Source organism: Flaviaestuariibacter terrae, from assembly GCF_054777635.1.
The window spans coordinates 154,454-167,039 of record NZ_BAAHAL010000008.1 but is presented as its reverse complement, the minus strand read 5'-3'; the positions used below and the strand labels follow the sequence as shown (position 1 = coordinate 167,039).

Annotated in this window: 11 protein-coding genes; 5 read left to right on the top strand and 6 right to left on the bottom strand. The window is 58.7% G+C overall.

What is annotated here, in order from left to right:
• Positions 1-183: 183 nt before the first annotated feature.
• Complete coding sequence (locus tag ACYU7Z_RS08695) at positions 184-876, top strand: lipoprotein signal peptidase (protein WP_460569457.1); 693 nt, start codon at positions 184-186, stop codon at positions 874-876.
• Between the two features lie 64 nt (positions 877-940).
• On the opposite strand, the gene fumC is transcribed toward ACYU7Z_RS08695, so the two are convergent.
• The gene (gene fumC, locus ACYU7Z_RS08690) at positions 941-2,341 is read right to left on the bottom strand and encodes a class II fumarate hydratase (RefSeq protein ID WP_460569455.1); all 1,401 of its coding nucleotides are present in this window, start codon (positions 2,339-2,341) and stop codon (positions 941-943) included.
• A gap of 118 nt (positions 2,342-2,459) precedes the next feature.
• The gene (locus ACYU7Z_RS08685; protein WP_460569453.1) at positions 2,460-3,257 is read right to left on the bottom strand and encodes a DUF3575 domain-containing protein; all 798 of its coding nucleotides are present in this window, start codon (positions 3,255-3,257) and stop codon (positions 2,460-2,462) included.
• Between the two features lie 57 nt (positions 3,258-3,314).
• Between ACYU7Z_RS08685 and ACYU7Z_RS08680 the strand changes: the two genes are divergently transcribed.
• Together ACYU7Z_RS08680 and ACYU7Z_RS08675 are read left to right on the top strand one after the other, a co-directional pair.
• Entirely contained in the window at positions 3,315-4,886 is a 1,572-nt protein-coding gene (locus ACYU7Z_RS08680) for a hypothetical protein (RefSeq protein WP_460569451.1), read from the top strand.
• An 80-nt stretch (positions 4,887-4,966) separates the two neighbouring features.
• On the top strand, positions 4,967-5,620 hold the full coding sequence (locus ACYU7Z_RS08675) for a C40 family peptidase (RefSeq protein WP_460569449.1): 654 nt from the start codon (positions 4,967-4,969) through the stop codon (positions 5,618-5,620).
• Here ACYU7Z_RS08675 and ACYU7Z_RS08670 read toward each other — a convergent pair.
• The 3 genes from ACYU7Z_RS08670 to ACYU7Z_RS08660 all read right to left on the bottom strand — a co-directional run bounded on the left by ACYU7Z_RS08670 (position 5,617) and on the right by ACYU7Z_RS08660 (position 8,514).
• Positions 5,617-7,029 (bottom strand): hypothetical protein, encoded by a 1,413-nt coding sequence (locus tag ACYU7Z_RS08670; RefSeq protein WP_460569447.1) that lies wholly within the window; start codon positions 7,027-7,029, stop codon positions 5,617-5,619. The genes ACYU7Z_RS08675 and ACYU7Z_RS08670 overlap by 4 nt on opposite strands.
• Positions 7,030-7,190: 161 nt before the next feature.
• Positions 7,191-7,970, bottom strand: a complete 780-nt coding sequence (locus ACYU7Z_RS08665) for an enoyl-CoA hydratase/isomerase family protein (RefSeq protein WP_460569445.1) — start codon at positions 7,968-7,970, stop codon at positions 7,191-7,193.
• A 127-nt stretch (positions 7,971-8,097) separates the two neighbouring features.
• Positions 8,098-8,514, bottom strand: coding sequence for a cobalamin B12-binding domain-containing protein (locus ACYU7Z_RS08660; protein WP_460569443.1), 417 nt, complete (start codon positions 8,512-8,514; stop codon positions 8,098-8,100).
• 104 nt (positions 8,515-8,618) lie between these two features.
• Here ACYU7Z_RS08660 and ACYU7Z_RS08655 point away from each other — a divergent pair, with 104 nt between their 5' ends.
• Entirely contained in the window at positions 8,619-10,148 is a 1,530-nt protein-coding gene (locus ACYU7Z_RS08655; protein WP_460569441.1) for a glycosyltransferase family protein, read from the top strand.
• A 112-nt stretch (positions 10,149-10,260) separates the two neighbouring features.
• On the opposite strand, the gene gltX is transcribed toward ACYU7Z_RS08655, so the two are convergent.
• Complete coding sequence (gltX, locus tag ACYU7Z_RS08650) at positions 10,261-11,775, bottom strand: glutamate--tRNA ligase (protein ID WP_460569439.1); 1,515 nt, start codon at positions 11,773-11,775, stop codon at positions 10,261-10,263.
• Between the two features lie 106 nt (positions 11,776-11,881).
• Here gltX and ACYU7Z_RS08645 point away from each other — a divergent pair, with 106 nt between their 5' ends.
• Positions 11,882-12,520 carry a polysaccharide deacetylase family protein gene (locus ACYU7Z_RS08645; RefSeq protein ID WP_460569437.1) on the top strand — a complete coding sequence of 213 codons (639 nt, stop codon included), beginning with the start codon at positions 11,882-11,884 and terminating at the stop codon, positions 12,518-12,520.
• Positions 12,521-12,586 lie beyond the last annotated feature (66 nt).

The following is a 12,586-nucleotide window of genomic DNA, read 5'->3' as shown; positions in this document are numbered from 1 at the left end:
GTACTCCTTTCATTCCTTAGATGCAGGGCGCGGCGGGAGCGTGGCGTCGTTACAACAACTTTAACAAGCCGCCCCGGTGCCGCGTTTTTTCATTTCTATTACAAAGGCGGCTGGCGGCGAGTGCCTTGCTGTCCTATCTTTGGCCCCTTGACAACCCCGCTGCGCGGGGACTAAATCCGCTACGTGAAACTCAGAACTCCCTTTCTTATTATCCTCGCGGTCATCCTGGTTGACCAGGTCCTGAAGATCTGGATCAAGACCCATTATCCCTTTGGCGAGGTCGCCAAGCTGGGCGGCATGTCGTGGGCACGCCTGTATTTTATCGAGAACGAAGGCATGGCCTGGGGCTGGAAGTTCGGCGGTTCCTGGGGCAAAATGACGCTGACGCTGTTTCGCCTTGTGGCCGTGATCTTCGGTACCTGGTACATCGTGCGGATCGTCCGCGAGCGCTATACCCGTGGCTTTATCGTTTGCGCGGCCCTGATCTACGCGGGCGCGCTGGGCAACCTGCTCGACTCGATGTTCTACGGCCTCCTGTTCTCTCCCTCCGACTACTTTACCGTAGCGAAGGCCTTCCCTCCCGGGGGCGGCTACGCCGGCTTTCTCCACGGCCGGGTAGTGGACATGCTTTATTTCCCCTTCATCGAAAACGGAACCTGGCCCTCCTGGGTGCCTTTCGTGGGCGGTGAGAGCTTTACCTTTTTCAGCCCCATCTTCAACGTCGCCGATGCGGCGATCTCCGTGGGTGTGATTTCGCTGATCGTTTTCCAGAAGCGCTTCCTGCACAAGCAACACGCAGATAACGCCGGTAACGCGGATAGAGTAAAGGATATACCCGCAAGCGCCGACCCGATTCATGAACGCTTACCCGAATAAAAACAAAAGCCTCGCACTGCGAGGCTTTTGTTATTATCTGCGTTATCCGTGTGATCTGCGCGCCCTATCCAAGGTTGCCAACCATTTTGCTCGGATCCACCCACTGGTCAAACTCTTCGGGGGTAACATAACCAAGCTTCACGGCCATTTCTTTCAGCGTGGTGCCTTCCTTGTGCGCCTTCTGCGCGATCTCGGCAGCCTTGTAGTAACCAATCTTCGTGTTGAGCGCCGTCACCAGCATCAGCGAGTTGCTTACGTGCTTGTGGATGTTGGCCTCGATGGGCTCGATACCGGCGGCGCACTTGTTGGTGAAGCTCACGCAGCCTTCGCCGATCAGGCGCGCGCTGTGGAGGAAGTTGTAGATCATCATTGGCTTGAACACGTTGAGCTCGAAGTGACCCATCGAGCCGCCGACGTTGATGGCGACGTCGTTGCCAAGCACCTGCGCGGCGATCATGGTGAGGGCTTCCACCTGCGTGGGATTCACCTTGCCGGGCATGATCGAGGAGCCGGGCTCATTGTCGGGGATCAGGATCTCGCCGATACCCGAGCGCGGGCCCGAGGACAGCATGCGGATGTCGTTGGCGATCTTCATCAGCGATACGGCAACCGTCTTGAGCGCGCCGTGGCTTTCCACGATGGCGTCGTGCGCGGCAAGCGCCTCGAATTTATTTTCTGCCGTTACAAAGGGAAGCCCGGTGAGCGTCGCGATATGCTTCGCCACATTTTCGGAATAGCCCTCGGGTGTGTTGATGCCGGTACCGACGGCGGTGCCACCCAGCGCCAGCTCGGCGAGGTGCGGCAGTGTATTGCGCAGCGCGCGGAGGCCGTGATCGAGCTGCGACACGTAGCCGGAGAACTCCTGGCCCAGCGTCAGCGGCGTGGCATCCATGAAGTGCGTGCGGCCGATCTTGACCACGTTCATGAAGGCCTTGCTTTTTTCCGCAAGCGTATTGCGCAGCAGCTCCACAGCAGGGATGGTCGTCTCCACGAGCATCTTGTAAGCGGCGATGTGCATGGCGGTGGGGAAGGTGTCGTTCGACGACTGCGATTTGTTGACGTCGTCGTTGGGATGAAGCACCTTGTCTTTATCGGTAAGAGCGCCGCCGGAGAGCACATGCGCGCGGTAGGCCACCACTTCATTGACGTTCATATTGCTTTGGGTGCCCGAGCCGGTTTGCCACACCACCAGCGGAAAGGCGTCGTCGAGCTTGCCTTCGAGGATCTCGTCGCAGGCGCGGCCGATGAGCTCCATCTTCTCCTTCGGCAGCACGCCGGCTTCGAAGTTGGTGATGGCGGCGGCTTTCTTCAGGTAGGCAAAGGCGCGGATGATCTCTTTCGGCATCCGGTTGATGTCCTGGGCGATGCGGAAGTTGTCGATGCTGCGCTGCGTCTGGGCACCATAGAGAGCGTCGGCAGGAACCTGCACTTCGCCCATGGTATCTTTTTCAATACGAAAGTTCATGGCGTTTGATTTTCGGGGGCAAAAGTACCGCATTCCCGTTGCGGTACGAAAAAGGCCGCCTCTTTCCGCTGGCAGGGAGCGAAGAGTGCGGCCATTGTATTTTCCGGGTTGCGGGGGATCAGAAATGGTAGCCTACGGTAAAGCCGAGGCCGAAGTTGATCAGGCTTTTGTCGTAGCTCGCGAAGCCCTCGGTGCCGTGGTTGCTCACCACGTACTTGCTGCCCCTGATCTGGCGCAGCCCGATGGCCGATGACCACTCCATCGACAGGCGGTCGTAGAGCCACTGGTGACCGAAATGCACCATGAAATCGGTGAGCGTCTCGTACTCGTTCTTTTCGGCGCCGCTGAAATCATTGCTGGCGGCCACGTAGCCGGGTATGCTGAAGTTGTAGCGGGCGTAGTTATACTGGAAGCCCAGGTAGCTCTCCTCCGGCGCGTCGCCACCGAAATACAGCCGCGGCTCGAGGCGGTACATATACCCCATTTTCGGCTTGCGTACATCGAAGTTATACGGTTCCGGCGCGAGGTCGTAGTCGCCCGAGTTGGCGCTCCAGGGGTATTGCTTGATCAGCGGGGCATCTTCATCGTGCAGCACGTTGATAAAGGTATTGCGGATGTAGTTGCGGTGCGTGAGTCCGCCGCCGACCTGCACGGTCAGCATACCGCTGATCCGGCGCTCATAGAGCAGCGGGAACTGGCCGCTGATAAAGCCCAGGGGGGCGATCTTGACGATGTTGTTCTGGGTGCTTCCCTTCTTTTTGGACGATGTCGAACCGGATTTCTGCTCGCCGAAAATGATCGTAACGGTACTGTCGCGGGCTTGCCTGCGTGATTGTGCCAGCACGGGTTGCAACGATGTGGCTGCGAGGAGCAGTATGAGTAGAAGGCGCAGTTGGTTGGTTTTGTGAGGCTTCATAATAATTCTGATTGCCGCGAATGTATTTTATTTGTGGTCTAAGCCAAAATAATTGCTATGAGAAAATACATGGTAGTGGCAGCGCTGATCGTTGCAGGACAAGTGGAGGCCCAGCGGGTGAATGTACGCTGGAGCGAAGAGAGTAAGACAGAGCTGCGATACGGCTCGCTGGTGAAAGGATCCGGCGCCGAGATGGTGAAGCTTTGCTTCGAAGACCACGGCGGGATGTTCAGGCGGCCTACGTCGACGCCCATTCTAAGCCGCTACAGCGACCGGCTGGAGGAGCAGGGCGTGCGCAGCTTTGCCGCCGACGAAGACAATATGTCGTTCGATAACCTGCTGAGCGTAGGATCGAACCTGTTCATGTTCACCAACCGTTACGACCGGAGCGAGAAGGCCACCAGCTTCTATGCGCAGAAGATCGATGCAAAAACGCTGCTGCCGGCCGGCAGTCCAGTCAACCTCGGCGTGATGTCGGCCATCGACCGGCGGCGCCAGTCGGAAGCCCACTACGAGCTCTCGCTCGACTCGTCGAAGCTTCTCATGTTCGGACTTTCGCCGTATTCGAAAAAGGACAACGAGAAATATTACATGGCCGTGTACGACAACAACCTCACGAAGCTGTGGGACAACACAGTGGAGCTGCCTTACAAGGACAAGTTCACCGACGTGCTGGATTATATCGTGACGAGCAACGGCGACGTAGGCGTGCTGCTGAAGCACTACGACAAGGAAGTAAAGCGCGAGAAGGTGCGCGAGGACGGCGCCAACGTGCCCGCCTACAAGACCAAGTTCCTGTTGTATGCAAAGGGAGCCGCAACGCCGCGCGAGTACGTGCTCGACCTGCAGGGCAAGTTCGTGCACGACATGCAGCTCACCGCCGACAAGAACAACAGCCTGACGATGTTCGGCCTCTATAAGAACAAATACGACGGCTATGTGAACGGGTACTTCATCACGAAGCTCAATGCATCCGGCGGCGGCGCCGAGCTCGTGAAGATGGAGGCCTTCCCCGACGAGATGGTGACGCTGATCAAGAAAGACAAGCAGGGTAGCGACCGCGAGAAAGACCCGGGCCTGAGCTCCTACTTCAGCCTCGCCGACGTGCTGACACGCCAGGACGGAAGCGTTGACTACCTGCTGGAATATTACAAGCTGACGATCGTGACCTACACCGATTCGCGCGGCCGCACAACGACCTACTACGATTATACCTATGGCGATGTTGTGGACGTCAACGTAAAGCAGGGACGCGACACCCGCTTCGTGCGGCTGCCCAAACTGCAGAACACGCGCAACACCTCGCTGTACAGCTCCTTCAAGGCGCTTACTGCCAATAACAAGCTGTTCATCTTTTACAACGACGACCGCGACAACGTGGAACGCCCGCTCGAAAAGCGCCCCGACGATATGGTGCGCTTCACCAAGAGCATCCTCGCCATGGCCACTATCGACCAGGATGGCGCCCTCACGCGCAGCCAGGTGTACGACCACCGCGACATGAAGCTGACGACCTGCGTACGCGTAAGCCGTCGCCTCAACGACGGCAGCATCGGCCTCTATGCGCAGCGGATCGGCGGCATCTTTTCCGCCGCCAAAGACATGGTCGGCATTCTCGCACTGCAGTAAGCTACAACGCATTACCACGAAGACCCGCCGAGGCGGGTCTTTTTTGTGTCCTTTGGTGCTGTTTTTGCACCGGTGTCGGTATGCGTATCCCGGTTCTCAGTATCGCCCTGTTGCTCGCCGCCTGCGGCGGGCCCGCCTTCGATCCCCGTTATAGCGAGGGGATCGAGGCCGATACGTTGCTCCGCACCGATTCGGCTGCGGCCTTCCGCGACAGCATGCCGGCGGATGGTACCCGCTCCGTGGACACAACACTGGCGGCGACACCGCCCCATGCTGCGGCGGACACGAACATCGACCTTACGGCGCTGCCGGCCGGGGCAACGATCCAAACAAAAGGCGTGCGGCCCGAGGAGCTGCTGGCCTTCGCGCAAACGTTGATCGGCACACGCTATGTATACGGCAGCACCAACCCAAGCGTCGGCTTCGATTGCTCGGGATTTATCACCTACGTGTTCAACCACTTTCACATCAGCGTGCCCCGCTCCTCGGTCGACTTTACGCGCGTGGGCCAAACGGTCGACACGCTGCAGGCGCGGCCCGGCGATCTGATCCTGTTTACCGGCACCAACCCGCTCGAGCGCGAGGTGGGGCATATGGGTATCGTTATCGATCGCAGCAAAACAGGGCTTCGCTTCATCCACTCTTCCTCGGGCAAGGCCATGGGAGTGACGATCACCCCGCTCAACGATTATTACAAGGGACGCTTTGTGCGGGTGGCGCGGATCTTTCCCTAAGCAGTCCCTTGTTCCGAAACAGGCGAGCCTTTTTCTTCCAATTCCCGTATCGTCCGCCGGGCGCGGGCCAGTCGGATGCGGTTGTTCTTGGCCACAAGCTTGTGCGTCAGCCAGTGCTCTACTTTGTGGTGCAGGGGAACGAGTATAGCCGCCAGGCCCACCATAATCAGCAACATCCATACGGGCGAGTGGTGGGAGGCCGATCCGATGTACGGGTGGAGCAGGAGATTGAGAAACTCGAACAGGATCAGCAGCGAAACAACGCCCAGGAAGCGAATGGCTTTTTCATTGGCAACAGCAGTATGACTGAACGCCAGGAAACCGGCGATGATCGTTACCAATGCAAGCGCAATGGCGGCGTATTGCAGGTTGTGCTGCCGCTCTTCTTCGGCTTCGGCACGCTTAACTGCCTCTTCCTGCTCGCGGAGCGTTTCGTTGAGCGCCATATCCTTTATCGCATTCAATTTATCGCTGTTAAACAAGGAGTCCTGGTAAGCTAACTGCAGCGTAGCGTAATGAAAGGCGCTGTCGTAGCGATGCAGGCTGCTGTAAATTTTCTGGAGCTGCGCTACGTTCTCCAGTAAGGGAAGCTTGGCCTGGCTCTCCCGGGCGATCTGCAGCCCCTGCAACGCCATCCGGCGTGCCTCCGCCACTTGTCCTTTTCTAAAGAGATACTCACTGTAAGATTTCGCGGTCATGGCATCGGTGAAGCTTCGGCTCTTGCCGGTACTATCGATACTGTTCCGGAAATAGCTTTCCGCCAGGATGTCGTTGCCCTCCTCTGCATACGCCTGCGCAATGATGGTCGCCATGATCTTCGCCATAGGATTCCCCTGTTTCTGCATTACGTCGAAGCAGGGCTGGGCATAGTAACGTGCGGAATCCAGCTGGTGCAGGTACTGGTAGTTTATGGCTGTGAAATATTGTACCATTGTATAGGCCGGGCCATTAGTGGTGATCCTGGAACGCACCCGCCGCAGGTACCGCAGGGATTCTCCGTAATTCTTCAGGTCAATGTACATAGAAGCCAGGCCTAGTTCAAGATTGTTGATCCACGTTGGAAATTTCGCCTCCGCAATTCGTAGTGCCTTGAGCAGATACTCCATTTCCTGCCGGGAATCGGTGCGATAGTCCAGGTAAAGCGCGGCGCTAGTGTAGGAAACCAATTTCAGGCTGTCATTACCCGATCTTACCGCTTCGATCAGGATGGTGTCCACCTGTTGCCGCGCGCGATCCAGGTACCCTTCTGTCACGAGGAAACCTAACAGGGTGGTCCGTATACTGAATTCGGATTTCCGGTCGTTACTCAGATCCAAAGCGCGTTGTAGGGAGTCTATTTTCGCTTTTACCTGTGCTGGGGCAGTAAACGATAGGGCGAGGAGGGCTACCAGGAGTCGGAATTTTCTCATAGCGCGGTTCAGTTTTGGGCTACGAAAGTAGGATTTCCGGCAAAGGAGCAGGATTTTCAGGTACTACTATTAATGCGCCAAACCCTTTGAAACTCCGAAGAGACAGAAATAGAAAAGCGCCCGTAAGGTCCGGGCGCTTTCGTGTGTGAAATTGATACCGATTACTTGCCGGTAAATTGCGCTTTACGTTTTTCAAGGAATGCCGACGTGCCCTCGCGCATGTCTTCTGTTGCGAAGCATGCACCGAAAGACTCGATCTCTACGTCATAACCGTTCTGCGATTCATCGTACACCGCGTTGGCCGCCTTGATGCAATGTGCGACTGCGAGCGGAGCCTTGCTGTTGATCGTTTCGAGGAGCTTGCGGGTTTTAGGCAGCAGGTCGTCGGCGGTCGTTACCTGGTTCACCAGTCCCCATTGCTGCGCCGTGGCGGCATCGATCATATTACCCGTGAGCAGCAGTTCGAGCGCGCGGCCTTTGCCAACGAGCTGTACCAAACGCTGCGTACCACCGTAGCCCGGGATGAGCCCGAGGTTGACTTCGGGCTGGCCGAACTTTGCCGTGTCAGAAGCAATACGGAAGTGGCAGCTCATCGCCAGCTCACAACCGCCTCCCAGCGCAAAGCCGTTAACGGCCGCAACGATCGGCTTCGCCGAGCGCTCGATGCGGTTGAAAACGGTATCCTGCCCGCGGCGCGCCAGCGATTCGCCTTCTTCCTTTGACAGGCCCACGAACTCGCTGATATCGGCCCCGGCCACGAAGCTTTTCGGCCCCGACCCGGTGATGATGACCGACCTGATCGCATCGTTCGATTCGATCTCGGTAAGCACGGCGCCCAGTTCTGCGATCACATCGCGGTTCAGCGCATTGAGTTTTTCGGGTCGGTTGATGCTGACGGTAAGGATGCCGTTATCGAGGTCGGTCAGGAGCGTTTGATACATGGGGGAAAGTTTTGGGAAATGGTTTTGGAAGGTTTTGGAAGGTTTTGAAGGGTTGGGCTCAGAGGGTTCAGCAGGTTTAGAAGGTTCAGGAGGTTGTTGCAGTGCGGCAACTCCAAACACCAAACTTCTAAAACGCCCGGTGCTCCTTCACCCAGCTGCTGATGTAGCCCGCGATATCGGCGGTGGAGGTGCCGGGTGCAAAGAGCTTGCCCACGCCTTGCTGCTGCAGGGTCTGCATGTCTTCGTCGGGGATGATGCCGCCGCCGGTGAGCAGCACGTCGTTGAGCCCCTTTTCCTGCATCAGCGCCCTGACCTTGGGAAACACGGTCATATGCGCACCGGAGAGAATGGAGATGCCGATGGCATCGACGTCTTCCTGCAGCGCGGCGGCCACGACCATTTCGGGTGTCTGCCGCAGGCCCGTGTAAATGACTTCCATGCCGGCATCGCGCAACGCCGTGGCGATCACCTTGGCGCCGCGGTCGTGGCCGTCGAGGCCTACCTTGGCCACCAGCACGCGAATGGGACGATTGAGCGTATCCATGGGGCAAATGTAATGGGATAATGTGGTGATGTGGTAATGTGGTAATGGGTAATGGGGTGAAGGTGTGGGCAAGGGGTTTGTTACTGCTGCGGTATCTTCCGCCCATGAACCGCAACGAAAAAGTGCTCGCCGGCTTATTCATCGGGCTCAAGCTCCTGTTGCCTTTTCTGCTGTCGGATGGCGCCTTCGGCCTGCACCGCGATGAATACCTGTATTACGAGCAGGGCCGCCACCTCGATTGGGGCTTTCTCGAAAACCCGCCGCTGCTCGGCATCCTGGCAGCCATCAGCCGCGCGCTTGGCGGCTCGCTGCTGGTTATCCGGATGTGGCCCGCGCTCCTTGGCGCGGCAACGCTGGTGCTGCTCTTCCGGCTGGTAAAAGGATTCGGCGGTGGCCTGTACGCGATCGGGCTGGCAGGTATCGCCTACCTGCTGTCGGTATACCTCCGCATCCACATTCTTTTTCAGCCCACCATTCTCGAGATCTTTTTCTGGACGGCTGCCTGCTGTTGCCTGCAGCAGTACCTGCTCAGCGGGCAACGTCGCGATCTGTACGGGCTCGCGCTGCTGCTGGCGCTGAGCTGGTGGAGCAAATACTCGGTGCTGTTTTTTATCGTGGCCCTTTTCGGTGCACTGCTGCTCACGAAGCAGCGCCGACTCCTGCTGCAACGCGATTTCTGGCTCGCAGCCAGCCTGGGCGCCGTGCTGGTTCTTCCCAACATACTCTGGCAATGGCAGCACCACTGGCCGCTGGCGCAACACATGTCGGAGCTTCGCCAAACACAGTTGAAATACCTGAGCAAGACGGGTTTCCTTTCGGAGCAATTGAAAATGTTTGTCCCGGGTGTGCTGCTTCTCTTCGGCGGCCTCTATGCCCTGCTGCGCGACGAGCGCTTCCGGGTGCTCGGCGTGCTTTATATCGGCGTGATCCTGCTGTTGCTCCTTGGCTCGGCGAAGGGTTATTACTCTGTGGGCATCTACCCCCTGCTGCTGGCGGCCGGCGCGGCCTGGCTGGAGCGTGTTGTTCGTCCCGTAGTTCTACGGGCCGCGCTCCCGCTGCTAATGATCGTGGCCGGCTTCCCGATGCCGTTCCTGCTGCTCCCCGTGCAGCCGCCCGCGGCAATGGCGCAATTCAATAAGCGCTGGGAACTAGCCGACAAGGGCGTGCTGAAATGGGAAGATCAAAAGAGCCATCTCCTGCAGCAAGACTATGCCGATATGATCGGCTGGGAAGAGGTCGCCCGGAAAACAAACAACTATTTTGATGCACTGCCTGCATCAATGCGCGACAGTACCGTTGTGTATGCGCGCAACTATGGCTATGCCGGGAGCCTGCTGTACTTCGCGCACGATTCCACTTTCTCCCGCCGCGTCATCTGCGACAACGGCAGCTTCCTGCTCTGGATCCCCGACCGCCTTCGCTACCGGCACCTGCTGTTCGTGGGCGAAAGCGCCCCGCGCCCCGGCGACGAGGTGTTCGATCATTTTCAAACAGTCCGCCGCATCGACTCCTGTACCAACCCGCTCTCGCGGCAGTACGGCACGCAGATCCTGTTTTTTGAGAACGCTGATACAGCAGCGTTCCCGCTCGCCGAAAGGGGACTGCGCCGAATGAAAGCGGCATTCGGGGAGTAGGACGCGGAAAAACCGGGGCTCCCTGCGTAGCACAGGCGTTTGCGTCGCCCGCAATGAAAGAGGGCCCGCAATGCGAGCCCCCAATTTCGTGTAGTCCATTTATATCCTGGGCCTATCCCAGTGTCGGCAGCACGCTCCGGATACGGGCGGCCGTCTCTTCCGCGCCGAGCACTTCCGCGATCGCAAATACCGGCGGGCCGAACTTACCGCCTACGAGCATGATCCGCAGGGGCAGCTGGAGCTCGCCCGGCTTGATCCCTGCTTCTTCGGCACCCTGCTTGAAGGTGCTTTCGAAAGAGGCGGCATCGGTGGCAGTAGAAATACGGTCGGCGTATTGCTCGAAGAAAGCCTGCTTTTCCGGGGTCCACTTGGCGGCGAAGGCTGCCGTATCCCACTCGGTTGGGGAGCGGAAGAAGAAGCCTGCCTGCTGCACAAAGTCGGTGAGGAAGGTGCAGCGCTCCTTGACCAGATCGATCACTTGCGCGACGCGGGAGTCATCGGCGCTGATCCCCTGGGCGCTGAGCACGCGCTGTACATCGGGAAGGAGGCGATCGGCGCTGCTGCGCTTGATCCACTCGTGGTTGAACCACTGCGCCTTCTCAAAGTTGAAGTGCGCGCCGCCTTTGTGTACTTTTTCCATCCGGAACCGCTCCACCAGCTCGGAGAGCGAGAACAACTCCTGCTCCGTGCCGTCGTTCCAGCCAAGCAGCGCCAGCAGGTTATTGAATGCTTCGGGGAGAAATCCGCGCTCGCGGAATCCTTCGGTGCGTTCGCTTGTTTTGGGGTCGGTCCAGCTGGCAGCGAAAACGGGGAAGCCGTACTTCGCGCCATCGCGCTTGGAGAGCTTGCCGCTTGGTCCCAGGATCAGTGGCAGGTGCGCCCACTGCGGCATCGCCGCTTCGCCGAAGAGCCAGCGCCACAGCAGCACGTGCACCGGCGCCGAAGGAAGCCACTCCTCGCCGCGGAAGGCGTGGGTGATCTCCATGAGGTGATCGTCGACCACTACCGCGAGGTGATAGGTCGGCATGCCGTCGGCTTTCAGCAGCACCTTATCGTCGACCGTGGAGCTGTCGAAGCTGACTTCGCCACGGATCATATCGGTGAACGTCAGCGTTTCGCCTTCGGGCATGCGGATGCGCACCACGTGCGGCGTTCCGGCGTCCAGCAGTGCCGTCACTTCGTCCTGCGGCAGCGTGAGCGAGTTGCGCATCTGCCCGCGGACGTGGCGGTCGTATTGCGGCGTCGGATTGCTGTCGGTCTTGAGACGTGCGCGCATCGCGTCGAGGTCCTCCGGCGTGTCGAAGGCGTAATAGGCATGTCCTTCCGACACAAGGCGCTCGGCATAGGCGCGGTACAGCTCCTTGCGCTCGCTCTGGCGGTAGGGGCCGAACGGGCCGCCCTTCAGCGGGCTCTCGTCGGGCTCAAGGCCGCACCAGGCCAGCGTTTCATAAATATATTCCTCGGCACCGGGCACATAGCGGCTCTGGTCAGTGTCTTCGATACGCAGCACGAACTCGCCGCCGTGCTGGCGGGCAAACAGGTAGTTGTATAAAACGGTGCGCACGCCGCCCAGGTGGAGACCACCCGTGGGGCTGGGTGCAAAGCGAACGCGAACTCTTTTCGGCATGCGGCAAATATCGTGAATCGTCAATCGTGAATCGTCAAGCACAACGGACAATAACAACCTCAAAACCAGCAGAACCCTCAAAACCTTCAAAACCTATCTTCGCTCCATGCACCGCTTCTTCATCAGAATCCCCTGGCTCATCAAGCGCCTCTTCCCCAGGTATACGTGGGATGCGCCGGCATCCGGGGGCGCGGTGTACCTCACGTTCGACGACGGCCCGCACGAGACCATCACGCCCTGGGTGCTCGACCAGCTGGCAGCCCATGGGGCGAAGGCCACCTTCTTCTGTATCGGCAAGAACGTGGCGCTCCATCCCGAGATCTTCTCCCGTATAATTACGGAAGGACACAGCGTCGGCAATCACACCGAGAATCATCTCAACGGATGGAAAACCGGCACGGCCGAATACCTCGCCAACATCCGCCTCGCGGCGAAGCGCATTTCCTCGCCGCTGTTCCGCCCGCCCTACGGACGCATCCGTGCCCGGCAGGCACGCGGCCTCGCTGCGGCACTCGGCGTACCCAACCCGCGGGTGATCATGTGGGATGTGCTCAGCGCCGACTTCGACCGCGAAACCAGCGCCGCCGCCTGCAGCGCCAACGTGCTGCGGAACAGCAGGCCCGGCTCCATCATCGTTTTTCACGACAGCGAAAAAGCCTGGCCCAACCTCAAAGAGGCGCTTCCCGTAGTACTACGGTTTTTCCGGGAAAAAGGCTATCTCATGAAAGCATTAGAAACGACGTAGCATTCTGTGCTTACTGTTACAAGAAAGGGTCGGAGTCAGCAAGACGAAGCCGTAGTTTTCGCTTCG